This is a genomic window from Sedimenticola hydrogenitrophicus, from assembly GCF_025175675.1.
Lineage (GTDB): Bacteria > Pseudomonadota > Gammaproteobacteria > Chromatiales > Chromatiaceae > Sedimenticola > Sedimenticola hydrogenitrophicus.
This window is the reverse complement of the sequence record NZ_JANIOA010000001.1, coordinates 1-26,362: the sequence shown is the minus strand read 5'-3', so window position 1 is coordinate 26,362 and position 26,362 is coordinate 1. Positions and strand designations below refer to the sequence as shown.

19 protein-coding genes are annotated in these 26,362 nt (G+C 59.9%); 11 read left to right on the top strand and 8 right to left on the bottom strand.

What is annotated here, in order from left to right; translation table 11 throughout:
* Nucleotides 1-32: 32 nt before the first annotated feature.
* Nucleotides 33-605 (bottom strand): peptidylprolyl isomerase, encoded by a 573-nt coding sequence (locus tag NPX02_RS00095; RefSeq protein ID WP_418067308.1) that lies wholly within the window; start codon nt 603-605, stop codon nt 33-35.
* Between the two features lie 199 nt (nt 606-804).
* Between NPX02_RS00095 and cysS the strand changes: the two genes are divergently transcribed.
* Complete coding sequence (gene cysS / locus NPX02_RS00090; RefSeq protein WP_260291063.1) at nt 805-2,211, top strand: cysteine--tRNA ligase; 1,407 nt, start codon at nt 805-807, stop codon at nt 2,209-2,211.
* Nucleotides 2,212-2,445: 234 nt separating this feature from the next.
* Here the strand turns inward: cysS and NPX02_RS00085 are convergent, their stop codons facing one another.
* Both NPX02_RS00085 and ettA read right to left on the bottom strand, forming a co-directional pair.
* Nucleotides 2,446-3,318 (bottom strand): ATP-binding protein, encoded by an 873-nt coding sequence (locus NPX02_RS00085; RefSeq protein ID WP_260291061.1) that lies wholly within the window; start codon nt 3,316-3,318, stop codon nt 2,446-2,448.
* 229 nt (nt 3,319-3,547) lie between these two features.
* A complete protein-coding gene (ettA, locus tag NPX02_RS00080) occupies nt 3,548-5,215 on the bottom strand; it encodes an energy-dependent translational throttle protein EttA (RefSeq protein ID WP_260291059.1) in 1,668 nt (555 codons plus the stop codon).
* Between the two features lie 396 nt (nt 5,216-5,611).
* Here ettA and NPX02_RS00075 point away from each other — a divergent pair, with 396 nt between their 5' ends.
* Complete coding sequence (locus NPX02_RS00075; RefSeq protein WP_260291057.1) at nt 5,612-5,968, top strand: hypothetical protein; 357 nt, start codon at nt 5,612-5,614, stop codon at nt 5,966-5,968.
* Nucleotides 5,969-6,705: 737 nt separating this feature from the next.
* Here NPX02_RS00075 and NPX02_RS00070 read toward each other — a convergent pair.
* The 3 genes from NPX02_RS00070 to NPX02_RS00060 form a co-directional block, all read right to left on the bottom strand.
* Entirely contained in the window at nt 6,706-8,115 is a 1,410-nt protein-coding gene (locus NPX02_RS00070; RefSeq protein WP_260291056.1) for a dihydrolipoyl dehydrogenase, read from the bottom strand.
* 297 nt (nt 8,116-8,412) lie between these two features.
* Nucleotides 8,413-10,773 carry a phosphoenolpyruvate synthase gene (gene ppsA, locus NPX02_RS00065; protein ID WP_260291054.1) on the bottom strand — a complete coding sequence of 787 codons (2,361 nt, stop codon included), beginning with the start codon at nt 10,771-10,773 and terminating at the stop codon, nt 8,413-8,415.
* A gap of 35 nt (nt 10,774-10,808) precedes the next feature.
* Nucleotides 10,809-11,408 carry a hypothetical protein gene (locus NPX02_RS00060; RefSeq protein ID WP_260291053.1) on the bottom strand — a complete coding sequence of 200 codons (600 nt, stop codon included), beginning with the start codon at nt 11,406-11,408 and terminating at the stop codon, nt 10,809-10,811.
* Nucleotides 11,409-11,970: 562 nt separating this feature from the next.
* On the opposite strand from NPX02_RS00060, the gene htpG reads away from it, so the two are divergent.
* From htpG to NPX02_RS00035, 5 genes are all read left to right on the top strand, one after another.
* Nucleotides 11,971-13,881 (top strand): molecular chaperone HtpG, encoded by a 1,911-nt coding sequence (gene htpG / locus NPX02_RS00055; protein WP_260291052.1) that lies wholly within the window; start codon nt 11,971-11,973, stop codon nt 13,879-13,881.
* Between the two features lie 350 nt (nt 13,882-14,231).
* Nucleotides 14,232-14,885 carry an adenylate kinase gene (adk, locus tag NPX02_RS00050; RefSeq protein WP_260291051.1) on the top strand — a complete coding sequence of 218 codons (654 nt, stop codon included), beginning with the start codon at nt 14,232-14,234 and terminating at the stop codon, nt 14,883-14,885.
* A gap of 128 nt (nt 14,886-15,013) precedes the next feature.
* Nucleotides 15,014-15,376 carry a thioredoxin gene (gene trxA / locus NPX02_RS00045; protein WP_260291050.1) on the top strand — a complete coding sequence of 121 codons (363 nt, stop codon included), beginning with the start codon at nt 15,014-15,016 and terminating at the stop codon, nt 15,374-15,376.
* Nucleotides 15,377-15,992: 616 nt separating this feature from the next.
* Nucleotides 15,993-16,502, top strand: coding sequence for a DUF1249 domain-containing protein (locus tag NPX02_RS00040; RefSeq protein WP_260291049.1), 510 nt, complete (start codon nt 15,993-15,995; stop codon nt 16,500-16,502).
* 325 nt (nt 16,503-16,827) lie between these two features.
* The gene (locus NPX02_RS00035) at nt 16,828-17,307 is read left to right on the top strand and encodes an Rrf2 family transcriptional regulator (RefSeq protein ID WP_260291048.1); all 480 of its coding nucleotides are present in this window, start codon (nt 16,828-16,830) and stop codon (nt 17,305-17,307) included.
* Nucleotides 17,308-17,869: 562 nt separating this feature from the next.
* Here the strand turns inward: NPX02_RS00035 and NPX02_RS00030 are convergent.
* Both NPX02_RS00030 and NPX02_RS21430 read right to left on the bottom strand, forming a co-directional pair.
* Entirely contained in the window at nt 17,870-19,810 is a 1,941-nt protein-coding gene (locus NPX02_RS00030; RefSeq protein ID WP_260291047.1) for a sensor histidine kinase, read from the bottom strand.
* A gap of 303 nt (nt 19,811-20,113) precedes the next feature.
* Complete coding sequence (locus tag NPX02_RS21430) at nt 20,114-21,352, bottom strand: HDOD domain-containing protein (RefSeq protein WP_260291046.1); 1,239 nt, start codon at nt 21,350-21,352, stop codon at nt 20,114-20,116.
* Between the two features lie 145 nt (nt 21,353-21,497).
* On the opposite strand from NPX02_RS21430, the gene prmB reads away from it, so the two are divergent.
* The 4 genes from prmB to NPX02_RS00005 all read left to right on the top strand — a co-directional run bounded on the left by prmB (nt 21,498) and on the right by NPX02_RS00005 (nt 26,185).
* The gene (prmB, locus tag NPX02_RS00020; RefSeq protein ID WP_260291045.1) at nt 21,498-22,412 is read left to right on the top strand and encodes a 50S ribosomal protein L3 N(5)-glutamine methyltransferase; all 915 of its coding nucleotides are present in this window, start codon (nt 21,498-21,500) and stop codon (nt 22,410-22,412) included.
* Between the two features lie 8 nt (nt 22,413-22,420).
* A complete protein-coding gene (locus NPX02_RS00015) occupies nt 22,421-22,738 on the top strand; it encodes a general secretion pathway protein GspF (protein WP_260291044.1) in 318 nt (105 codons plus the stop codon).
* A 2-nt stretch (nt 22,739-22,740) separates the two neighbouring features.
* The gene (gene hemN, locus NPX02_RS00010) at nt 22,741-24,126 is read left to right on the top strand and encodes an oxygen-independent coproporphyrinogen III oxidase (protein ID WP_260291043.1); all 1,386 of its coding nucleotides are present in this window, start codon (nt 22,741-22,743) and stop codon (nt 24,124-24,126) included.
* Nucleotides 24,127-24,610: 484 nt separating this feature from the next.
* Complete coding sequence (locus NPX02_RS00005) at nt 24,611-26,185, top strand: long-chain-fatty-acid--CoA ligase (RefSeq protein ID WP_260291042.1); 1,575 nt, start codon at nt 24,611-24,613, stop codon at nt 26,183-26,185.
* The last annotated feature ends 177 nt before the right edge of the window (nt 26,186-26,362 follow it).

The following is a 26,362-nucleotide window of genomic DNA, read 5'->3' as shown; positions in this document are numbered from 1 at the left end:
CGATCTCTGCACAAATTTATGAAATCTTCGGGTTAGTTTGAGAGTCGGGTGATGCTTTCAATGACGACATCCTTGACGGGCACATTCTGCATACCCATCTTGTTGGCGGTGGCGACATCGGCGATCCGGTCCACGGTGTCCATCCCCCGGGTGACCCGGCCAAAGACCGCATAACCCCAGCCGTCGAAGCTGGGATAGTCGAGATTGTCATTGTCTTTATGGTTGATGAAGAACTGGGAAGTGGCGGAGTGCGGGGCATTGGTCCTGGCCATGGCGATGCTGCCGCGTGCGTTGGACAACCCGTTCCTGGCCTCGTTCTTGATCGCGGCGTGGCCGCGCTTCTGGTCGAGTTCGGGGGTGAATCCGCCGCCCTGGATCATGAAGCCGTTGATCACGCGGTGGAAAATGGTGCCGCTATAGAAGCCCTCATCGACATAGCGTAGAAAATTTTCCACGGTATCGGGGGCCTTGGCGCCGTCCAGTTCCAGTTCAATCTCTCCCAGGCTGGTCTTCATCAGTACCCGGGTGCTATCCGCACTGGCTTGAGAAGTGAATCCCAATAGCATGACCAGCGGTAGCAGGAGCGAAAAAAGGCGTCTATTCATATTCAATGCTCGCGTAGTAGTGTGATTCAGGGGCAATCGAGTGCTTAATGATATAGGTTACCGGCCCGCGGAAAAACCCCCGCTTTGTTGCTCCACTTTGTTGCCCGGGCGCTTTCGTTTACTATGCGCGGTCTGGGAGCGGCAATCGGATTCTGTCCGCTGCCGGTTTTCCGTATCAAGATGAGCTGTCGGAGTCGTTATGCTGAAGATCTACAACGATCTTACCAACCAGAAACAGGCGTTTGTGCCGCTGGAACCCGGAAAAGTGAAAATGTATGTCTGTGGCATGACGGTCTACGATCTCTGTCATCTGGGGCACGCCCGGGTGATGGTGGTGTTCGATGTGGTCTATCGCTACCTGCAGGCGCAGGGCTATGACGTCACCTATATCCGCAACATTACCGATATCGACGACAAGATCATCAACCGCGCCAACGAAAATGGCGAGCCGATCGCCGCGCTGACGGAACGCTTCATCCATGCCATGCACGACGACTCCGCGGCACTGGGCGTGCTGGAGCCGGACAGCGAACCGCGGGCCACCGCGCACATTGCCGAGATCATCGCCATGATCGAGCGGCTGCTGGCCAACGGCCACGCCTACGTGGCCGATAACGACGATGTCTATTACGCGGTGGACAGTTTTCAGGGCTACGGCAAGCTGTCAGGAAAGACGCTGGAGGACCTGCAGGCGGGGGCCCGGGTCGAGGTGGAGAATCAGAAGCGCAATCCCCTTGATTTCGTGCTCTGGAAGCCCGCCAAGCCGGGTGAGCCGGCCTGGGACTCCCCCTGGGGCGCGGGGCGGCCCGGCTGGCATATCGAGTGCTCGGCCATGTCCACCTGCTGCCTGGGCGATACCTTCGATATCCATGGCGGTGGTGCCGACCTGACCTTCCCCCATCACGAGAACGAGATTGCCCAGTCTGAGGGGGCGACCGGCAAGCCGTTCGTCAACTACTGGATGCACAACGGTTTTGTCCGCATCAATGATGAGAAGATGTCCAAATCCCTGGGCAACTTCTTCACCGTGCGGGAGATCCTGGACCGTTACCAGGCGGAGGAGGTGCGCTATTTCATCCTCACCAGCCAGTACCGCAGTCCGCTCCACTATGATGATGAACATCTGGACAACGCGCGTGGCGCCCTGACCCGGTTCTACACCGCCATGCGCGGCCTGCCGGTAGCCGAGGCAGCGGGCGGGGAGGCCTTCGGGGAGCGCTTCCGGGCGGCCATGGACGATGACTTCAATACCCCCGAAGCACTGGCGGTACTGTTTGAACTGGTGCGGGAGATCAACCGGGTGCGCCCCGAGGATGAGCGCCGGGCGGCGGGGCTGGCGGCGGAACTGCGCCGGCTGGGCGGGGTGCTGGGTATCCTGCAAGATGACCCGGAAGTTTATCTCAAAGGTAAACCTAGAATATTAACTGCGAGTTTTAGTGCCCACATTGTGTTGAGCGATGAAAAAATCGATGCACTGGTCCAGAAGCGTGCAAGGGCGAAATCCGAGAAGAACTGGGCCGAGGCCGACCGCATTCGGGAGCAGCTCAAGGAGCAGGGTGTGGTGCTGGAGGACAGCCCCCAGGGCACCACCTGGCGGCGCGGTTAGTTCTACCCTTATACCCACAATGCCGGCGAACACGCGTGTAGGATGGGTGGAGGCGCGGCCCCCTTGTTGACGGCTGTTCGCTGCGGTCGGGCGCGCCGTAACCCATCTTCGGATGCGGATGCAGGTGCACGATGGGTTGCGCGCCGGAGAGGGAGTCGGCGGAGAGTTCATGGCGGCGCTCCACCCATCCTACGCCTGGATGCAGTCCGGCCTACTTATGGGTAAAGGGCGTGGCTAGTCGACGCTGGCCGGCCGCTCCTCCGGTAGCCGGCCGGCCCAGTCGCGGGCAAACTGCAGTGCCACCCGGCCGCTGCGTGAGCCCCGTTTCAAGGCGAAACGCAGCGCCTCCAGGCGGATCGTCTCATCGGCGGTTGTCGCGGCCCCCAAGCGAGTCAGCCAGTGGTCGACGATGGTCAGGTACTGATCCTGGCTGAACGGGTAGAAGGAGAGCCAGAGGCCAAAGCGCTCGGACAGCGAGATCTTCTCCTCGACGCTCTCGTTCTGGTGAATCTCCCCCTCCACGATATGTACGTCCTGATTCTCCTGCTTGAACTCCGGCAGCAGGTGGCGGCGATTGGAGGTGGCGTAGATCAGCACGTTTTCCGGCGGTGCCGAGATCGAGCCGTCGAGGATCGCCTTGAGGGATTTGTAGCTGGCGTCATCGGCCTCGAAGGAGAGGTCGTCGCAATAGAGCAGGAAGCGATCCGGCCGGTCCTGGATCAGCTCGACGATGGCCGGCAGGTCGATCAGGTCGTGTTTCTCCACCTCTATCAGGCGCAGTCCCCGGTCGGCGAATTCGTTCAGCAGTGCCTTGATCAGGGAGGACTTGCCGGTGCCGCGGGAGCCCCAGAGCAGGGTGTTGTTGGCGCTGCGCCCGTCGACAAACTGGCGGGTATTGCGGGTGATCTCCGCCTTGACCCGGTCCACGCAGAGGATGTCGCTCAGCAGCACTTTGTGCGGCCGGGCGATGGCCTGAAGTCCTGTGCTGCGCTTCCAGCGATAGGCGCTACAGCTCCAGTCGGGTTCCGCAACCCTGGGCGAAAAGACCCCCTCCAGGCGTTCGATCAGCCGTTGTGCGCGCTCAAGTAGTTGCTCTGTCTGGTCCATGGTGATGACCTGTATGAAATCGTGACCGTACCAACAAACTTTCAGCGTAGGATGCCGGTGAGCTTGCGAACCGCATCATTTGCCCAATGATCGATGCGGTTCGTTTTACTCACCGCATCCTACGGTTTTTTCCGTGCCGATGGGGAGGGGTCGGAGTCAAGCCGTGCACCTGCGGCGACAACTTCCTCCCCGTCCAAGCGGCTTGACTCCGACCCCTGTACTTAACCGCTCAACGGTTCAGCGGCTTGTACTTGATGCGGTGCGGCTGGTCCGCCTCGGCACCGAGGCGCCGTTTGCGGTCGGCCTCGTAATCCGCATAGTTACCCTCGAACCAGGTGACGCTGGAATCCCCCTCGAAGGCGAGGATATGGGTGGCGATGCGGTCCAGGAACCAGCGGTCATGCGAGATCACCACCACACAGCCGGGGAAGGTGAGCAGCGCCTCTTCCAGGGCCCGCAGGGTCTCCACATCCAGGTCGTTGGTCGGCTCGTCGAGCAGCAGCACGTTGCCGCCCTGCTGCAGGGTCTTGGCCAGATGCACGCGGTTGCGTTCGCCGCCGGAGAGGTCGCCGATGCGTTTCTGCTGATCCGTGCCCTTGAAATTGAAGCGGCTGGCGTAGGCGCGGGAGTTGAGCTCGTAGCGGCCGATGGTGATGATGTCGGCACCGCCGGATAGCTCCTCCCACACCGTGTGCTTGTCATCCAGGGCCTCGCGCGACTGCTCCACCGAGGAGATCTTCACCGTCTCGCCGATGCGCAGTTCGCCGCCATCCGGCTGCTCCTGGCCGGTCAGCAGGCGGAACAGGGTGGTCTTGCCGGCGCCGTTGGGGCCGATGATACCGACAATGCCGCCCTTGGGCAGGGTGAAGGAGAGATCGCTGTAGAGCAGCTTGTCGCCGAACGCCTTGCTCAGCCCTTCGGCCTCGATCACCAGATCCCCCAGCCGTTCGCCGGGCGGGATATAGATCTCGTTGGTCTCGTTGCGTTTCTGGAACTCCTGGCTCTGCAGTTCGTCGAAGCGCTGCAGGCGCGCCTTGCTCTTGGCGTGGCGTCCCTTCGGGTTGGAGCGCACCCACTCCAGCTCGTGCTGCATGCTCTTGATGCGGGCCGCCTCCTGCTTCTGTTCCATCTCCAGGCGCTGCTCCTTCTGCTCCAGCCAGGAGCTGTAGTTGCCCTCCCAGGGGATACCGTGGCCGCGGTCCAGCTCCAGAATCCAGCCGGCCACATTGTCCAGGAAGTAGCGGTCATGGGTGACCGCCACCACGGTGCCGGGGTAGTCGTGCAGGAAGCGCTCCAGCCAGGCCACCGACTCCGCATCCAGGTGGTTGGTCGGCTCGTCCAGCAGCAACATGTCCGGCTTGGAGAGCAGCAGCTTGCACAGCGCCACGCGGCGCCGTTCACCGCCCGAGAGCTTGGTGACATCGGCATCCCAGGGCGGCAGGCGCAGCGCATCGGCGGCGATCTCCAGAGTGCGCTCCAGGTTGTGGCCATCCTTCGCATTGATCAGATCCTCCAGCCTGGCCTGTTTGGTGGCCAGGGCATCGAAATCCGCATCCGGTTCGGCATAGGCGGCGTAGACCTTGTCCAGTTCGGCCAGTGCCTCGACTACGTCAGCCAACGCCTCCTCCACGTTGCCGCGCACATCCTTGGCCGGATCGAGCTGCGGCTCCTGCGGCAGGTATCCGACATGGATGCCTGGCTGCGGCCGTGCCTCGCCCTCGATATCGGTATCGATCCCGGCCATGATGCGCAGCAGGGTCGATTTGCCGGAGCCGTTCAGACCCAGCACGCCGATCTTGGCGCCCGGGAAGAAGGAGAGGGAGATGTCGCGGAGGATCACCCGTTTCGGCGGTACCACCTTGCCGACGCGGTTCATTGTATAGATGTACTGGGCCATAACCTTTCTTTTAGTTGAGACAGAGTGGGGGTTGCCGGCGCCTGTAGATCCGTTTCGGTCAGCGGGCCGGATTACCGGGAGTCATAAATCGGCGTCTATTGTGGCACATCCGGCGGCCATCCACATCTGCCTTTGCGCGGATCCTGGAGTCGGCGACTGGGCGACCTTGTGGAAGGTTCCGCGTATCTGGCAATTAGGACAACCACGGATTCACACAGATAAACACGGATTCACAATTCTGACCTCCTATCTGTGTGAATCCGTGTCCATCCGTGGTTCCTTGTTAATCTGACTCCGATCCCTAGTGGGGGGCGGCCGAGATTATGGGTAACCAAACCGAACGGCTCTGCATTATAATGCCGCCACGACAAGCAACGGTTAAACACGGGATTGATGATGCGAAAGATCGGAATGGCGGGACTGGTATTTCTGTTGACGGCTGGCCTGGCCGGCTGTTCCCCTCATCCCGGAGCCGGCAACTGGGAGGCGGTCGATTCCGCCGCAACGCCCTTTTCCAAGGTACTGGTCCACTTTGAGGGGCGGGCCGAACTTGTTGATGCCGCCAGCGGCGCGGAGAGTCACCACTGTTTCTGGGGCGCGAAAAACGACGGTGAGATTCAGCTGGATTGCACCACGCAGGAGGATACCGAGACCCGGATCCGCTTCAACCTGCGGGTGGAGGGGGACGGCACGGCGCAGCTGTTCAGGGATGAGGCATTGATCAGCCATTTCCGCCGGACCCCGGAGGGCTGATGCTAGGAGGCTGTCGGATTTAACGCTGTTTGGCTGCAAATCCCTGGATGGCGATCAACTCAGCTTATCGAACTCGTTAAATAGGTCCACTATTCGCCTCGTTCGATAAACTGATTTGATTCGCCCCCAGTGATTTTCGCTTCAAACGGATAAACCCGACAGCCTCCTAGGAGTCCGTAGGGCTTTTCCGCAGTAAATCAGCGTTAAGCCCAACAGACTCCTAGTACTACTTCAATTTGATAAAGTACTTTTGTCGATACTCTGTTCCAATGCAAGTCCAACCTGCATCCAGTCCATAAGAAATATTTATCAGAAGGAACCACGGATGGACACGGATTCACACAGATAGGAGATCAGAATTCTGCATCCGTGTTTATCTGTGTGAATCTGTGGTTCGGCGCCAGTGTGGCTTTTGTAGGGTAGATGCGCCTACCGGCTTATCCACCCTACGAAACTGAATCAGCTTTACCCGGCGTAACTACTCACCCGGTCTGTAAGTGGTTGGTTTGCCTTACCGGGCGATCTCGATGGCGCCTCGAATCCGGCCCCTTTTTCAGATACAAGCCTGCCCTTGTTTGAGCGAAGCGAGTTTGGGCAGGCGCTGAAAATGGGGCCGGATTCGAGGAGATAAGCCATCGTGTGAGGCCGGCAAGGCAGGCCAATCACCCCGTGAGTAGTTACTACCCGGCAATATTAAATTGGAAGGCCTTGGGGTGTTCCTGTCCCCCGGTAGCCGCTCACTCCACCAGCTTCAGTTCGGTGATCGGCCCGCTGTTCTTGCGGTCGACCTTGTTGTAGAGGTCATACAGCGCCGCCTGCAATGCCTCTTCGATCACCGGGTGGTAGAACGGCATACGCAGCAGATCCCCGACGGTCAGCTGCTGCTGGATAGCCCAGGCCAGGAGATGGGCCAGGTTCTCGCCCTTGGCGCAGATCATCTCGCTGCCCAGCAACCGGCCGCTGGCCTTGTCGGCATAGACCCGGATCAGGCCCTTGTTTTTGCCCATGATCAGGGCGCGACCCACCGGGGCCATATTGACCTCGCCGATGGCGCTCTGTTCCGGGTCCAGTTCGGACCAGCGCCGGCCGACGTGACAGATATTGGGATCGACAAAGTTGATGGCCAGCGGGGTCTTGCGCTGAAACGCCTGGACCCGGTCGCTGCAGGCGTTGTGGCCGGCAATCCGCCCCTCGTCGCCGGCCTCGTGCAGCAGCGGTCGCTCGGCATCCACGTCGCCGGCCAGGAAGATATGGCTGTTGCCGATTTGCATGGTCTGGGGGTTGTAGGTGGGGATGGCGTTCACCCCCAGGTCGATACCGGTATTCTCGATCTGCAGGTTGTCCAGGTTGGGGCGTCGCCCCAGGCTGGCCAGCACTTTGTCCACCAGTACCGAGTGCTCGCCGGCACTGACCCGCAACTTGTCGCCCTCTTCGCTGATCTCCGCGGCATGACCGAGATGGAGCTGAAAATCCCGCCCGATGATCTCGACGGCCGCCTTGGCGACCGCCGGATCATCCAGCCCGCCGATGGTCTCCAGCTGGTCGAAGCCGGTGGTTTCCACCCCCAGCCGGGCCATGGACTGGCCGATCTCCAGGCCGATGACACCGAGCCCGATTACCGCCAGCGATTGCGGCAGCTCCTCCAGCTCGAACAGGCTGTCGGTGGTCAGTATACGCTCGCCGAAGGCCTGCCACGGCTTGGGTATGATGGGACGCGAGCCGGTGGCGATGATGATATTCTCCGCGCGGATGCGGATGTCGTTCACCTCCAGGAGATGGGGTTCGAGGAAGCGGGCATAGCCCTCGATGAACAGCTCCTCACTCATATGCGCCGTGCTGTTGCTGACGACCCGGTCGACAAAGGTGTCGCGCAGATCCTGTACATGGCCCATCGCCTCCTCGCCGTCCAGGGTAAGGGCCTTGTGGCCCTCCACTCCGTAGCGCCCGAGGATGCCGCAGCGGTGGAAATCCTCGGCGATCTGGATCAGCACCTTGGAGGGCATACAGCCGACCCGGGCGCAGGTGGTCCCCTGTTCGCCGCCGTTGATCAGGACGAAACTTTTTCCCGAGGCCTTGACCCGGCCCAGGGCGTAGAGTCCGGCACTGCCGGCGCCGATAATGGCGACATCAACATTTCTCTCTTCCACTGTAATACGCTCCCGTTATTCGGCTGACGGGTCTCTGCCCGCTGTGAAATTCGCCCCCATTGTAAACACTGGGGCGCAGATTCAAAGCCTTTAAATTTATATGGTTGAAGGGTGCCGTAGGTTGTTCTGTGTAATTCCGGAGCCTTTTCTGGTGATAAACCGTCGGCTAAGAGTCGTTGTCTCGGCTCTGGCGTTTTTCGTCGTCGAGGTTGATAGGCGACACTGTTTCGGGCAATAAAAAACCGGGCGGGGTTGCCCCCGCCCAGTTTCGTTACCGCCCGGTTTCCGGCTATCCGGTCAGGCCTGCTGCCCCGCCATGAACAGCCAGGTGTCGATCACGGTGTCCGGATTCAGCGACACACTGCTGATCCCCTGTTCCAGCAGCCACTTGGCCAGGTCCGGGTGATCCGAAGGCCCCTGGCCGCAGATGCCGACGTACTTGCCCTTGGCGCGGCAGGTGGAGATGGCCATGCTGAGCATCTTCATCACCGCCGGGTCGCGCTCATCGAAGCTGTGGGCGATCAGGCTGGAATCCCGGTCCAGGCCCAGGGTCAGCTGGGTCATGTCGTTGGAGCCGATGGAGAAGCCGTCGAAATACTCCAGGAACTCCTCCGCCAGCACGGCATTGGAGGGCAGTTCGCACATCATGATCAGGCGCAGGCCGTTCTCGCCCCGCTTCAGGCCGTTGGCCTCCAGCGCCTCGACCACCCCTTTCGCCTCGCTCAGGGTGCGCACGAACGGGATCATGATCTCCACGTTGCTGAAGCCCATCACCTCGCGCACATACTTCAGTGCCTTGCACTCCATCTCCCAGCAGGGGGCGAAGCTCTTGGAGATGTAGCGGGAGGCGCCACGGAAGCCGATCATCGGGTTCTCCTCCTCCGGCTCGTAGCGGGTGCCGCCGATCAGGTTGGCGTATTCATTGGATTTGAAATCGGACATGCGCACGATCACCGGGCCGGGGAACGCGGCGGCCAGGGTGGAGACGCCCTCGACGATCTTGCTGATGTAGAAGTCGGTCGGGCTCTTGTAGGCGGCGATGCGCGGCCCGATCTCGGCCTTCAGCTCATCCGGCAGGTTGTCATACTCCAGCAGTGCCTGGGGATGGATACCGATCATGTTGTTGATGATGAACTCCAGCCGGGCCAACCCAATGCCGGCGTTGGGAATGCTGGCGAAGTCGAAGGCGCGGTCGGGATTGCCCACGTTCATCATGATCTTGGTGGGGATCTCCGGCATGGCGTCCAGTTCGATGGTCTTGTACTCGAAATCGAGTTTGCCGTCGTAGATGAAGCCGGTGTCGCCTTCGGCACAGGAGACGGTCACCTCCTGTCCGTTCTGGATATGCTGGGTGGCGTCATTACAGCCCACCACCGCCGGCACACCCAGTTCGCGGGCGATAATGGCGGCATGGCAGGTGCGCCCGCCGCGGTTGGTGACGATGGCGGCGGCCCGCTTCATGATCGGTTCCCAGTCCGGATCGGTCATGTCGGTCACCAGCACGTCGCCCGGCTGCACATGGTCCATGTCGTCCAGGCTCATCACCACCTTGGCGGTGCCGGCACCGATGCGCGAGCCGATGGAGCGGCCCTCGGTCAGCACCTTGCCCTTGGTCTTCAGTTCATAACGCTCCATGATGTTGCCGCTACGGCTCTGCACGGTCTCGGGCCGGGCCTGGACGATGTACAACCGGCCATCGATACCGTCCCGGGCCCACTCGATATCCATGGGCCGCTGGTAGTGTTTTTCGATTGTGACCGCCTGACGCGCCAGCTCCTCGGCCTCGGCGTCGGTGATGGAGAACAGGTGCCGCTCGGCCTCGTCCACATCGATGATCTTGACCGGGCTGTTGCCGCCGGGGTTGTAGACCATCTTGATCGCCTTGCCGCCGACATTGCGCCGCACCACCGCCGGCCGACCAGCTGCCAGGGTGGGCTTGTGGACATAGAATTCGTCCGGATTGACCGCCCCCTGCACCACCATCTCGCCCAGGCCGTAGCTGGAGGTGACGAAGACTGCGTCGCGGAAGCCGGACTCGGTATCCAGGGTGAACATCACGCCGGAGGCGCCGATGTCGGAACGGATCATCTTCTGCACACCGGCGGAGAGGGCGACCAGCGAATGTTCAAATCCCTGGTGTTCGCGATAGGCGATGGCCCGGTCATTGAACAGGGAGGCGAACACCTCGTGGATCTGCTTTTTGATATTGTCCAGGCCGGAGACATTGAGGAAGGTCTCCTGCTGGCCGGCGAACGAGGCATCCGGCAGATCCTCGGCGGTGGCCGAGGAGCGCACCGCCCAGGTCACCTCCTCGCCATACTCCTCGATCAGCGCGACATAGGCCTCGTCGATGGCCTGGTTCAGCGCGGCCTGGAAGGGAGTCTCCATGATCCACTGGCGGATCCGGGCGCCGGTCTCGGCCAGCGCCCGCACATTGTCCACATCCAGTTCGCCCAGGGCTTCGTTGATACGATCGGCCAGGCCGTCGGTGGCGAGGTATTCCCGATAGGCAAAGGCAGTCGTGGCAAAACCACCCGGTACCTGTACGCCAAGATTGGACAGGTTCTGGATCATTTCGCCCAGGGAGGCATTTTTGCCGCCGACATGTTCGACGTCGTCCATCCCCAGTTCGCTCAGCCATTGGACATAGTTGTTCATGATCTTCCTCGGTAAATTGCAGCAAATATAAAATCTTAGAGCGTTGACCCGCGTCGGCTGATCTCCCTGACCCAGACCAGTTCGCAGGCGCCGTTGCCGGTATCGTCCCGTGTCAGGGAACTTGTCCAGTGCCAGCCGTCCGCTGCATCCGCGCGGATCAGATAACCCGCCAAACGGATAATATCGCCCTCGCGCAGGTTGTTTAACCCGGCCTCGGTCTGCTTGTCGGCTGGCACCATATGCATATTTGCCGAGTGGCGGGAGATGGCCTGTATCGGGATCGGCAATCTCTCGGTGGACCAGTGATAGAATCGGCCACTCTGACGGATTGAGAGCTGGGAGAGTACCGCGCTGTCGGACATCGGACCCCAGCCCAGAGCCAGGTCGACAGGTGAAAGTTCCGACTCTCGCCCCAGCGTATAGCGCTTGGTGCCCAGTATCCTGGCCTCCAGACTGAACTCCGCCAGCGGTGTCACCCGGTAGCCTTTGTGAGTAAAGGGGCTGGAGTTGTCAGGGTCGCGCTGACTCGGTGCGTTTTCGACCAGCACCCCCGGATCATGTTCTATGGAGCGAGAGGTGTAGGTCGCATAGGCGCCATAGGTGATGACAACGACGAAGAGCAGACGCTTGAGCATGGCAGTCGTGATCCGGCCTGGGTGTCGGGTGCAGGACCGTTCTTCAGTAGTTGGCGCCAGGGCGTCGATCTGTGGTCGGTATTCGGCTATACACAGTATCGGAACGCTACTCGCTTCAGGTGGGGCTGAAGTGTACGGATTTTGTCATATTTTGCAAACAAAATGGGGGGAGAGGGGGCGATTCGGCGTTACGCCGGTAAGGAAGCGGAAGACCGTATGCTGGATTCAGGGCTCGCGCAAGAATAATTCCGCAGTACCGAGGGCGTCACTGGGCCACGCCGGCAAGGCACGCTTTGCAGGCAATGGCTGTTCCCTTGCCAAAAAGCGTAACGCCGGCGGCGGGGTCCAGTGGCGACCGAATACCGGAACTTATTTTTGCGCGAGCCCTTAGCCCGCCGCCTTTCCTATCCGCGTCGGCCGGCTTGAAATTCACCGGTTGACCCTCACCTTCTGTCGATGGCCGATTACCTTGCGGATTTTAGGGGGTTAGGGCCTGGGAACTGAGAATATCGATCCACTTGAAATACGAGCTACTTGAAATTTTATTGGAGGCGGCAACACCATGACAGTCGATGCGCATAAAGAGACATTGGAGTTTCAGGCGGAAGTGAGCCAGGTACTCAACCTGGTGATTCGTTCGCTGTACAGTAATAAGGAGATATTCCTGAGGGAATTGATTTCCAATGCGTCGGATGCCGCGGAGAAGCTCCGGTTCGAGGCCCTGACGGACGATGCGCTCTATGAGGAAGACCCCAATCTGCGGATCCGCGTCTCTGTGGACAAGGAGCGCCGCACCGTCACTATCGAGGACAACGGCATCGGCATGAGCCGTCAGGAGGTGACCGAGACCATCGGCACCATCGCCAGTTCCGGCACCAAGAAGTTTCTGGAGGCGCTGGGCGGCAAGGGGGATGACTCGGGGGCCAGCCAGAGCCAGCTGATCGGACAGTTCGGTGTCGGTTTCTACTCCGCGTTCATTGTCGCCGACAAGGTGACCCTGGAGACCCGCCGGGCCGGCCTGGGGGCTGAGCACGGGGTGCGCTGGGAGTCTACCGGCGAGGGTGCGTACAGTATCGAAACCATCGAAAAGCCGGGTCGCGGCACCTCCATCACCCTGCACCTCAACGAAGAGGAGGGCGAGTTCCTGGAGGGCTACCGCCTGCGCAGCATCATCAGTAAATTCTCCGACCACATTTCCATACCGATCGAGATGCTCAAGGAGCATTTCGCTACGGACGAGGAGGAGACGGCGCCGGAACCCGAGTGGGAGCAGGTCAACAAGGGGACCGCACTGTGGATGCGCAACAAGGCGGATGTCACCCAGGAGGAATATAACGAATTCTACAAGCACATCGCCCACGATTTCGAGGAGCCGCTGGACCAGGTGCATAACCGGGTCGAGGGCAAGAACGAGTACACCTCGCTGCTCTACATCCCCGGCCGGGCGCCCTTCGATCTCTGGGAACGCGACCAGAAGCATGGGGTGAAGCTGTATGTGCGCCGGGTCTTCATCATGGATGAGGCGGAGAAACTGATGCCGCACTACCTGCGTTTCGTGAAGGGGGTGGTCGATTCCGATGACCTGCCGCTGAATGTCTCCCGCGAACTGCTGCAGCATGACAAGAAGATCGACAGTATCCGCACCGCCAGCACCAAACGGGTCCTCGGTCTGTTGGAGAAGATGACCAGGGATGACGCGGAAAAATACCAGAAGTTCTGGAAGGAGTTCGGCCGGGTGATGAAGGAGGGGCCGGCGGAGGATTTCGCCAACAAGGAAAAAATCGCCGGTCTGCTGCGTTTTGCCACCACCAAGTCGGAGGGCAAGGAGGAGACGGTCTCCCTGGACCAGTATCTCGAGCGGCTGCAGGAGAAGCAGGAAAAGATCTACTACATCACCGCCGACAGCTACGCGGCGGCCCGCCACAGCCCGCACCTGGAGGTGTTCAACACCAAGGGTGTGGAGGTGCTGCTGCTCACCGACCGGGTCGATGAGTGGCTGGTCTCCCACCTGAACGAGTACAAGGGCAAGCCGCTGCAGTCGGTGGCCAAGGGCCAGCTGGATCTCGGCGACATGGAGGACAAGGAGGCACTGGAGAAGGAGGCCGAGGAGCACAAGGGGCTGCTGGATCGGGTGAAGGCGGCACTGGGGGACGATGTGAAGGAGGTGCGGGTCAGCAGTCGTCTGACCGAGTCGCCCGCCTGCCTGGTGGCCGACGAGCATGATATGGGGGCCAACCTGCAGCGGGTGCTGAAGCAGCTGGGACAGGACGCCCCTCAGACCAAGCCGATCCTGGAGCTGAACCTGAAGCATCCGCTGGTGGAGAAGATGGACCAGGAGCCGGACGAGGAGCGTTTTGCCGATCTCTCCCGGGTGTTGCTGGATCAGGCAACCCTGGCCGAGGGTGGGCAGCTGGAGGACCCGGCCGCCTTTGTTCACCGGCTCAACAAGCTGATGCTGAGCCTGTCGGCCTGAGCCGATACCGCCCGGCGAGCAAAAACCCGCCACGGCTCAGCCGTGGCGGGTTTTTTTATTCAGGGATGGACTCAGGGCTCGCGCAAAAATAAGTTCGGCTATTCGGTCCCCCTGGACTCCGCCGCCGGCGTTACCCTTTTTGGCAATGGAACAGGTTTGTCCATGGCGGGCCGGGAGCGGATTTATTGTGTGATATTTAACTATTTGGTAGGGTTGTCACGCTTATGTGCGGTTGCAACATAAGTCTTTTATATTCATATATTTGCATACTCGAATGGTGATTGGGGGTGGCCTGTGTCAGACTCCCGCCATTCAAAAATGATTATTATCCAGAACCAAGGAGTATTTGAATGCGAGTGATTCTGCTAGGAGGCCCCGGCGCGGGCAAAGGTACCCAGGCCAACTATATCAAGGAGCGGTACAATATTCCGCAGATCTCGACCGGCGACATGCTACGCGCCCATGTCAAGGCGGGGACCGAACTGGGTAAGGCGGCCAAGAAGATCATGGATGAAGGGGGGCTGGTCTCAGACGATATCATCATGGGGATGGTGAAACAGCGGATCACCGATGCCGATTGCGCAAACGGCTTCCTGTTCGACGGCTTTCCACGCACCATTCCCCAGGCGGAAGCATTGCGAGATGCCGGGGTCCTGGTGGATGCGGTCGTCGAGATCGACGTCCCCGACGAAGAGATCATCAAGCGCATGTCCGGCCGTCGCGTGCACCTGGCCTCCGGTCGTACCTACCATGTCACCTTCAACCCACCCAAGGAGCAGGGCAAGGATGATGTCACCGGCGAGCCGCTGATCCAGCGGGACGACGACCAGGAAGAGACCGTTAAGGCGCGCCTCAAGGTCTACCATGACCAGACCGAGCCGCTGATCGATTTCTACTCCAGTTGGGCTGCCAGCGGCCAGGACGGGGCGCCGGTGCACCACAAGATTGCCGGCGTCGGCAGTGTGGATCAGATTCGCGACAATATCTTTGCCGCCCTGGACTGAGTCCATCACCAGGGTTGCGGAAAAGCCGGGTAGCCCCCGGCTTTTTTTATGGGCGGATAAAATTAGAATCCATTAGAAAATGATGATATAGTGTTTCGCAACTGTATCTAGCGAAAGAGGATCTTCCCGTGGCTGTCATAGAACTGACCAAAGATAACTTCGAAGAGACCGTGACCAACAATGATTTTGTCATTGTCGATTTCTGGGCTCCCTGGTGCGGTCCCTGCCGCTCGTTTGCCCCCACCTATGAGAAGGTGTCCGAGGATCATCCGGATGTCGTGTTTGCCAAGGTGAACACGGAGGTGGAGCAGGAGATCGCCGGACATTTTCAGATTCGTTCCATTCCCACCCTGATGATCTTCCGCGAAAAGGTAATCATCTTCAGTCAGGCTGGCGCCCTGCCCGAGGGCGGATTCCGCGATCTGGTGCAGAAGGCGGGTGAACTGGATATGAGCGAGGTTCATCAGCAGATTGCGGCAGAGAACGCCTGATCCGGGCGCTCCAGACTGCAGAATCGGGGCCGGCTGAAATGCCGGCCTTCTGCTTTGTGGAGGAAATACAGGACCGTTTCCAGGACGACGTAAACCCTTGCATCCTCGGCTCCGTAAACGGTACATCCCTGTACCACTCCTCCCGGGGGCTTGCCGCGGCCGTTCCGGCATCGCAGCACAGCTGCTTCAGCGTTCGGCTGCGCGCGAAGCCACGCTTCGCAAGCGCTGCCTCACCCATGGCCGCGGACACCCGCCAATGACGTGAATGGATTCACTAATGCCGCGAGGGCAGGGATGCCCAGGAGCGGTCAAGCAGACAGATCCACTCGCACAAGCAGTTGCGTGTTCAGATGAAATGGCCCTGGGGCTGTTCCGTTATGCTGGAGGGCGCCGTGGGCCGTTTGCTATAGTGTCTTGAAGGTGTCATTGCCGCCGTGAGCGGCTTCAGTATTATACGGGGACGCCGATAACTATTATCCAAGATAAGCGGTGCCATGGAGGCGGGTCGCAGACGTAGCTTTAGACGGGCGGAACGAAAATTCCGCAGTTTACGGATAGGCAGGCAAGTGGGTCGGGCGGATCCCGGAAATCCCACCATGAATGTTAGACACAGATAATGCAGAGACAATATGTGCGCCGCAGTCCGCATTACCCCTGGAGCCTGAAGACGCTGCTGTCGGGCAAACCGACGGTGGGTTGGCTGATGGATCTGTGTGATGAGAATTATCATTATCTGATGCGGCTGGCCCCCGACATGAGGACCATGCAGGGACGCTACCTTTCCCGTCTGGATGGGGTCATGGATCTCTATCTGGAGGTGCTTGAGCAGACGCCGTACACCAGCCTGCTGCATCTGACTTACTATTTCGCCCACGAGTCGGGGCAGTCGCCGGATCCCGACGCCACCATCAGAATCTACCATGACTCCCGCCAGGCCGAGGTGCTCAGTCTCAAGCAGCATATACTCCCCCTCAACAGGGGGTTCATCCGCCCGACACTGGAACAGAAGTGGAAACTCAGTCTGTTCCTTTCAAAATGGCTCGCCTATTCAGTCCGCCAGGGCCACTGCTTTCTACCGCGGCACGCCCTGACGGCTCCGACCCAGGAACGCCTCGCCCCTGTCTGAAGAGCTGCAGACCCATATTTACCCTCATTTATCAATAGCTTCATACAATCTGTAGGATTCCCCTAGGGGTCGGAGTGTAATTTGCGGGACATTGTCGTATGAAATGCCCCCGTTCCATGATCAAATTTGACTCCGACCTCTGCCCTTAGAGGGCGCATGTATTTATTTAACTTGTTGTTATTTCAGAGAAAATCAAGAAAAATAGGACATATGCCTTTTTGTTATTGGAGTCGATCCAATAAATGTTGACAATTTCCATAGGGAAATGATAGTTTTATAACCAAGTAAAGGAGTAGGTAATTATTCAACAAGTGGAACTGAAATTATGAGACTATCAACCAAAGGGCGCTACGCCGTAACTGCAATGCTGGATCTTACCCTCAATGGCAATAACGGGCCGGTGACACTGGCTGAGATTTCCGAAACTCAGGGTATTTCGTTGTCATACCTGGAGCAGCTGTTTGCCGCCCTGCGCAGCAAGCAACTGGTCAAAGGCGTACGTGGACCGGGTGGTGGCTATTATCTGGGTCGTGAAGCGGATGAGATCTCCATCGCCGATATCATCTGTGCCGTTGATGAGTGGGTGGAGTTTACCCGCTGTGGCGGCAACCGTGACTGCCAGGACGGCAAACGCTGCCTGACCCACAATCTCTGGGATGACCTCAGTAATGAGATTTTCTCCTTCCTGCAGAGTATCACCCTGGCAGAGCTGGTTGAACGGGGTGGTCTGAAGGAAGAAGGGTGCCGCAAGGAGCAGCACAAGGAGCCGGTCATGCCCCGGGCGGATACTACCGCCGCTGCTTGAACCGGTCTCAGTAAAGATTTCCCGCTGTGTGTAATTTGAAAGGCCACCCGTACGGGTGGCCTTTTTTCATAGGGCGCCCCATGGGCGCCGTCGGCGGGCATGGCCCGCCCTAGGGGTAACTATTCGCCCCCTATCCACACCACGGAGACACAGAGAGCACAGAGAAACCACAAGATCCTCCCGCAGGTTCCATCCTCAAGTCCGAAAGCGGTGCATTCCAGGGTCAAGGGGGGCTGAGTACAATGAAGGCTCCAATTATCCGCCACGCTACGTTGTTCAGTTGTAACTATTCAGAATCCAGGCTGGGTCGTGGCTACGGGGAATTTGTGGAAAGAGCCTCTATGGCAGGGAGGCCATAGTGGACCTACATGGATGTATTCACGGCGTCTCTTGGCACAAATTCCCCGTAGCCACGACGGCATCGAACCCTAAGCTGAACCGGCTGAATAGTTACGTTCAGTTAACTTCCGTGTCCTCTGTGCCTCCGTGGTGCATTGGAGCGGCTTTAATGGACACCTCGGGTGAGTAGTTACCCCTAGGGTTCCAAACATTGCCGGCGTAGTCATGCCAGCGGCAGCAGGAGTGTGACGCGGGTTCCTTGGCCTTGACTGGAGGCGATGGCTATTTCACCGCCATGCGCCTCGACAATACGCTTGACGATACTGAGCCCAAGGCCGGTCCCATGAGCCTTGGTGGTGAAGAACGGATTGAACAGCTGTGGCAGCTGCTCTTCCGGGACCGGATCCCCCCCGTTCGTCACGCTGACCTTCAGGATTCGGGCGATGCCGTCCTTCTCCAGGCGCCAGACGATCGGGTCATGCAGTGGCGCCGCATCACAGGCATTCTTGGCAAGGTTCAGGAAAATCTGGATCAACCGATCCTGGTCGCCCAGTATTTGCAGCTCGGTGTCCGGTGCCACCAGCTCGAAACGTTGCTGCTTCTCCTGGGCGATCTTCCGGTGTGTCTCGAACAGCTGGGTCAGCAGCTGTTTGATGTCGATAAGCTCAAGCCGCAACTGGAGCGGTTTGGCATAAAGCAGGATCTCTTCCAGTAGGCGTGCCATCCGCTCCGCTTCCTGTCGGGCCAGCGTGGCCCGTTTGTTGGCGGAATCGGATAGTCCGGCGTCCTGGAAATAGTCCAGTGCCATGCTGATGGTGGAGAGCGGGCTGCGTATCTCGTGGGCAATACCCGAGGCGAAGCCGCCGATGGCGGCCAGTCGGTTGTGTTCCGCCAGCTTCACGGTCTTACCGAAACTGTGGGTGATCAGGCCGGCGATATTGGTGAGCAGTTCGAGATGTTCCGGGGTGTAGGTGTCCGCTGTGCAGGTGCCGAACGCCAGGACGCCGGGAATCGGGCTGGCATCGGTTATGGGTAGGAATATGGCGTCCTGGACCCCCTCGCTGATCAGATGGTTGAGAAACTGAAAGTCGGGGTTCTGACTTCCAGTGGCCGACATGTTCGGTATGTGCAGCGGCTCGCCGGATTCCAGGGCCTTCAGGAGCAGGGTATTGCCCAGGGGATAGCGGCTGCGCCGGGCGATCTCCGGTTGTCCGGCCCGGTAACTGCCTTCCAGCACAATGGTGTTGTTGTCACCTGCCACGAACAGTGCACCGACCCAGTCAAGCGGCAGCAGGGAGGCGAACTCCTTGGCGACAAAACCGAGTGTCTCATTCAGGTCCGAGCCCTGCTGTATCTGGTCAATCAGCCGGAAGATGGCATGCAGTCGCAATGAGAGGGTATTGAACGAGCGGGTCATCAAGGCCAGTTCGTTGTCGCTGTTGATGGGCACCTGATAGCCGAAATCCCCGCGGGCGACCTTCTGGAAGCCGTCCACGGCCAGACGCAGGGGTCTCAGCACCACCAGGAAAAACCAGGCGAATACGCCGAGGGTGATTATCACGGCAGCGGTCAGCAGGCCCAGATGCAGTTGATAAACCTGAGTCAGCCGCTGGTCGGTCTGCTGCTGTATCCGGGAGAGCAGTATGTTGATGGAGGCGATCAGCGGCGCGTTGTAGTGGGTGATGTAGTCCGAGGCGCGCTCCAGGCGCGGCATACCGCTGTCATTGCCCAGCGCCTCCATGATGCCCCCGCGAAAGTCTTTCCAGACCTCCTCGACGGCGGAAACCGCCTGCTCCGTGGCCGGTGTCAGATGGGGCTGGAACGGGTCGGGGTAATCGGTAAGCGCCGGAGGGAAGTCCGCTAGCATAAAGCTGTTGGTGATGGTGTCCAGCATCTCTACCTGACCGTGCATGGCGCTGTAATACAGTTTGACATCACGCGCATAACTGCTGCTGTCCGGGGGGACATTCCTGGAATAGTTCATCCCCAGGGAGACCAGGCTTTGCGCCGTCTGCTCAAGCCGGGAGGTGATGTTCAGCAGGGTGTTGTAGCTCTGCTGCTCCTGCAGGGCCATCATGCTCAGGGTGAAGATTGTCCCGAACAGCAGCATGATCAGCACCAGTGCTGCGGCGATCTGGGTTTTAAGCGTCTTAAACAGTTTCATCTGGGCCGACTTTTGTTGTTTCCCCTACGGTCTATAAAGCTTACAGCAGAGATCGCAAAAGGCCAGCGTGGTTAAAACTTAAGTTCCGGAGTCCATTTCACAAGGCCCAACTCGCTGAATTCGTAGGGTGGATAAGCATCAGCGCATGCCATGCCGTTGTCTAGCCCCCAGGGGTGGGTGGGCCGGACTTTCATGCGAAGCAGGATGCGTAGCATGAAAGGGTTTACGGCGTGTTTGGAATCCCTTCACCCGGAAGCTATCCGCCCAATATCGGAAACAGCGCCAGCATCTGACAAGGTCGAATTAGCCGCCTTCAAGCAGTTCCTCGATGGCATGGATCTCCGTTTCCGCCTCATTGATGATGGACATGGAGAGCAGGGGATTGAGCTTGCCGGCGGCGATCTTGTGGAATGCCGGAGAGAGATCGGGTGCCGGCAACCGCTGCATCTTGCGGGTGCCGATATAGGAGAACAGCTGGGCCACGATCACCAGATCGCCATAGTCGGCGGCCTGCGCCGTGTGTCTAAACCACTTATCACCCTGCAGTACGGTATCGATCGCGCTTTGCGGGAAATTCCAATTGCGCAGGATGAGGGCGCCAACCTCCGGTTTGAGCGCATCCACCAGTCGATCCAGCTTCTCCGGGTCTTCCAGCAGCTCGGTATATTTCGCGGCGGCGCAGAACAGGGGGATGGCGCCGATATTCTGCAGCAGGCCCGACAGCATCGCCTGATCCGCCACCAGGCCGGGTGACAGGCGCGCCAGCACATAGGCGATGGCGGCGACACGCCGGCTGTGACGCCAAAGCTGTAGCATGTGTTGCCGGATCAGCGGGGAGTCGGTGGTGAACAGGTTTTTCAGGACAAAACTGGTGACCAGGTTGCGGGTGTTGCCGTGGCCCAGGCGGGTGACCGCATCGCGGCAGTGGATGATGCGGCTTTCACCACCGAATGCCGGACTGTTGGCGGTGCGTACCAGGCGTGCCGCCAGCGGCGGATCGGCCGAGATGATCCGCGCCAGATCCTCGCTGCTGCTGTTGGGGTTTTCCACCGCGCTGCCGATCTTTACTGCGATATCCGGCATGCTGGGGAGCTCATAGTCGCCTGCCTGGATCTGTTGGTAGAACTCCATGTAGATCCGGTCTTCCAGGTCGTCCTCCTTCAGTTCGATACCGGTGTCGCTGCGCTGCCGGTTGTTCCACCAGCTGGCGTAGATGCTTTCCACCAGATCGCGGGGAAGGCGTAGCAGTTCCACTGACCCCTCACAGCGCGCCTCCGCCACCCCGGGCGGGCCGGGATTGAGCAGCGGGCTGCCGGTGGCAACCGATCCGGCCTCCAGCGTGCGGGTCGAACCGTCTTCAAGCCGAAGCGAAACCCGTCCTTTGAGCAGGTAACCGGTGGCTTCCCCAGCCTCGGGCGCCTGGAGGTCCTCTCCGGGTCCGGTGCACTCCAGCCACGCCTGCCGACTGATATAGTCGATGACGGGTTCGGGCAGACCGCGTAGCGGGATAAGATGGCGAATTTGTGCGGCTAGTGTGGACACGCTCTATGTATACCGATTGCTCCTGAAAAAAACCACCCCTGCCGCGGAATGTCCCGCTGTTCAGCGGCAGCCCGGTGATTCGCTGTCGTTTCCAGAGCTAATCCAAATAGGCTATCATTCACCCTCTTCTTCGGGTGGTCCATACATGACTGATGCGATCGAAAATCTGAATACCCTGCGGGATTTTATCCGCTGGGGGGCCAGTCGGTTCACCGAGGCCGGCCTCTATTTCGGCCATGGGACAGACAATCCCTTTGATGAGGCGCTCAGCCTGACCCTGCATGCGCTCTATCTGCCGCGGGATTTGCCGCCGGCCTACCTCGACGCCAACCTGACCGCGGACGAGAAGGCGCGGGTGCACGCCCTGTTTCAGGAGCGGATCATCCGCCGCATCCCCGCGGCCTACCTGACCCACGAAGCGACCTTTGCCGGCCTGGATTTTTATATCAATGACCAGGTGCTGGTGCCGCGTTCACCCATCGCCGAGCTGATCGAGGCCCGGTTTGAGCCCTGGATCCAGCCGGAGACGGTGAGCCGGGTGCTGGATCTCTGCACCGGCAGCGGTTGTATCGCCATCGGCTGCGCCTACGCCTTCGAAGAGGCGGATGTGGATGCGGTGGATATCTCGGCGGAGGCGCTGGAAGTGGCGGCGATCAATATCGAGCGCCACAACCTGGAGGACCGGGTGGAAGCGATCCGTTCTGATCTGTTTGACGGACTGCGTGGACGCCACTATGACATTATCGTCAGTAACCCCCCCTACGTCAGCGTGGAGGAGATGGCGACCCTGCCGGATGAGTATCACCGGGAGCCGGCGTTGGGGCTGGAGGCCGGGGCGGACGGCCTGGATATCGTCTGTCGCATACTTCGGGAAGCCGCCGATTATCTCGAACCGGAGGGTATCCTGGTGGTCGAAGTGGGCAACAGCGAATATGCCTTGGGCGAACGTTTTCCCGATGTCCCGTTTCTCTGGCTCGAGTTCGAACGCGGAGGGCACGGGGTTTTTCTGCTCACCGCCGAGCAGCTGAATGAGTATCAGGATATATTTGATGAAGGATAGGCAATAGCATGGCAATTCAACGTGCACGCACCGCGCAGGAGTATGCGGAGTGGGTCAAGCAGGCCAAATTCGAAGTGGGTGATCTGAAGGAGTGCCTGCTTTACGAGATGGAGGAGATGGCCACATTCCCCGCCTACCTGGAACCGCTGGAGCGCGGCATCGACCAGCTCTACGACGCGATGTGCAACGGCACCTACGCCTTCGGGCGTGAGGATCTGCCATTCATCGAGGTGGCCAATAGTCATGGCGACGAAATCCCCTTTCATATTCTTCTGCAACAGATCAACGAGACCCATCGCCGGGGACTCGATGTCGACGAGGACTGAGCATGGATCAATCACTGGTATTTGATCTGGAGCTGATCAACAAGTACGACTATTCCGGACCGCGATATACCTCCTATCCGACCGCACCCCAGTTTCATGAGGGGTTCGGCGAGGCGCAGTACCGGGCGGCGGCCGAGGCGACCAATGCCCAGGGTGGGCCGCTGTCGCTCTATTTCCATATCCCGTTCTGCGACACCATCTGCTTCTATTGCGCCTGCAACAAGATCGCCACCAAGGACCGCAGCATGGCGGCCACCTATCTGGATCGGGTGCACAAGGAGATCGCCATGCAGGGGGCGATCTTCGACAACAGCCGGGTGGTGGAGCAGTTGCACTGGGGCGGGGGCACGCCCACCTTCATCAGCCACCAGGAGATGCAGGAGCTGATGCGGGTCACCGGCGAGCACTTCACCCTGGCGGATGACGACAAGGGTGAGTATTCGATCGAGATCGACCCGCGCGAGGCCACCGCCGAGACCATTCGCACCTTGCGCGAGGTGGGCTTCAACCGCCTCAGTCTCGGGGTGCAGGATCTGGATGACCGGGTGCAGAAGGCGGTAAACCGGATCCAGTCCGAGGCCGAGACCCTGGCGGTCCTGGAGGCGGCCCGCGACAACAACTTCCGCTCGGTCAGTATCGATCTCATCTACGGTCTGCCGTTCCAGACCGTCGAGAGCTTCACCAAGACCCTGGACCGGGTGATCGAGGTGGGGCCGGACCGGCTCTCGGTGTTCAACTATGCCCATCTGCCGGAGATGTTCAAGCCGCAGCGGCGCATCCATGCCGAGGATCTCCCTGCCGCCCAGGTGAAGCTCGATATCCTGCAGATGACCATCGACCACCTCACCAGCGCCGGTTATGTCTATATCGGTATGGACCACTTTGCCCGTCCCGACGATGAGCTGGCCGTGGCCCAGCGCGAGGGCACCCTGTATCGCAATTTTCAGGGCTACTCTACCCACTCCGATTGTGATCTGGTGGCCCTGGGCGTCACCTCGATTGGCATGGTCGGCAGCACCTACAGTCAGAACGAGCGCGGCCTGGACGAATATTACGCCCGCATCGATGCCGGCCGGTTGGCGGTGTTCCGGGGTATCGAATTGTCGTCCGATGATCTCATCCGGCGCGACGTGATTACCCGTCTGATCTGCAATTTCGTGCTCGACTACAGCGTCGTCGAGCAGGCCTGGGGTATCCGTTTCGACCAGTACTTCGCCGACGAGCTGGCGCGCCTGCCGGGCATGGCGGCCGACGGCCTGATCTCGCTGGATGAAAAGGGGGTCCGGGTGCTGCCCCGGGGGCGCCTGCTGATCCGCAATATCTGCATGGCCTTCGACCGTTATCTGTCGGCCGGTGTGCAGCAGAAAAACTTCTCCAAGGTGATCTGATCCTGATCCGCTGTCCGGCCCCAGGGACGGGTCCGGCAACCAGCAATTCTAAATTTGGCGAGGTTTATCCTCAGCATCTCTTGGCAAGGATTCATTTTTAGCCGCGAGGAGTGGTGCAAGAGGAGTGGTACAGGGATGTACCGTTTACGGAGCCGAGGATGCCATGCACCGTTTACGGGCCTAAGGATGGAATGAACGCTATAACCTCTCCGGTGGTTTGGTGGGCGCCAGAGAGGCATATGGACAAGTTCATAATGGGCGGGACCCAGGAGAACCACGGATTCACACAGATAAACACGGATTCAGAATTCTGATCTCCTATCTGTGTGAATCCGTGTCCATCCGTGGTTCCCTACTAACCGAGCTGGGACAACGAAACGGCTATTGAAAGCCATACTTGGAATTGCTGCCCGGCAATCGACTCCATTGCATCGGGCCATGTCAGGTTTTATCCTGCGCTATCTCTATTGTGCGGGTGACAAACATGACAACAACAGCGATACCCTCCATCCCGGAGATGCTGCGCGCCACCGCCGAGCGGTTTGGTGACCGGCCGGCCATCCTCTCGGCCGACAGCCACGTCAGCTTCACCCAGGTCGACCGGCAGTCCGATGCGCTGGCCGCAGCGCTGGCCGGGCAGGGTGTCGGCAAGGGCGACCGCATCGCCCTCTACTGCGTCAACTGCGCCGAGTTTGCCATCGCCTATGCCGGCATCGTCAAGGCGGGCGCGGTGGTGGTGCCGGTCAACCTGCTGCTCAAGCCGCGCGAGATTCTCTATATCCTCAATGATGCCGGTATCAGTGGCCTGATCTATCATCGGCTGATGGCGGCGGGGGTCGCGGCCTTCCGCGACGAACTGGCGGCGCTGCGTTTTGCCGTCTGCATCGGTGGTGAAGCCACCAGTCCGCGGGATCTCGACTTTACGGCACTCTGCGAGAGTACCGCGTCCGTGCCCCGGCCGCGGTTCGATCCGGCCGAGGACCTGGCGGCAATCCTCTATACCTCCGGTACCACCGGCCACCCCAAGGGGGCCATGTTGACCCACCGCAATCTGGTCTCCAATACCTGCAGCGTCAGGAGCGCCCTGCAGTTGCGTCCGGGCGAGGACCGGTTGCTGGTGGTGTTGCCCATGTTCCACTCCTTCGCCGCCACCGTCGGCACCCTGACGCCGCTGCTGCATGGGTTGAGCCTGGCGCCGCTGGCGAAATTCGATCCGGTGGCCGTATCGGAGTTGATCGAGGCGGTGGCCGCCACGGTGTTTCTCGGCGTGCCCAGTATGTACAACGTGCTGCTGCGTTTGCCGGATGAGCAGGTCAGACGCTGGTCGAGCATCCGCTACTGTGTCTCCGGGGGCGCCGCCATGCCGGAGGCGATCATGCGTCAGTTCGAGGAGCGCTTCGGGGTGCCGGTGTGTGAAGGGGACGGGCCGACCGAGTGTTCGCCGGTGACCTGTGTCAACCCGGTCGACGGGGTGAGAAAGCCGGCCTCGGTCGGGCTGCCGGTGCCGGACGTGGAGATGGCGATCTATGACGACGACGGCCGGCCGCTCGGCATCGACAGCATCGGCGAGATCTGCGTCAAAGGACCCAACGTGATGAAGGGGTACTGGAATCTGCCGGAGGCGACGGCCGAGAGTTTCTTTGGCGAGTGGGTGAGAACGGGCGATCTCGGTTACAAGGATGGAGACGGCTATATCTATATTGTCGACCGCAAGAAGGACATGATCATTGTCAACGGCATGAATGTCTATCCGCGCATGGTTGAGGAGCTGCTCTACACCCATCCGGCGATTCTGGAAGCGGCGGTGGTCGGGGAGCCGAGCGAGCTGCACGGTGAGATCCCCGTCGCCTATGTGGTGTTGCAGGAGGGTGAGCGGCTCTCCGCCGCCGATATCAGGCATTATTGCCGGGACAACCTGGGGCGGCATGAAGTACCGAGAAAGGTGGAGCTGCGCCCGTCCCTGCCGAAAAATGCCGCCGGCAAGATCCTCAAGCGCGAACTGCGCAAAAGCGGAGAGCTGGAGCGCGGCATCGACAGCCGCAGCCCCCACTCTGATTAACCGAATGGTAACTACTCACCCGGTTTGTAAGTGATTGGCCTGCCTTGCCGGCCTCACACGATGGCTTGTTTCCTCGAATCCGGCCCCTTTTTCAGCGCCTGCCCAAGCCGCTCCCGGCCATCCATGGCCTCCGCGGCATAAGTCCATCCGTGGACAAAACTCGCTTCGCTCAAACAA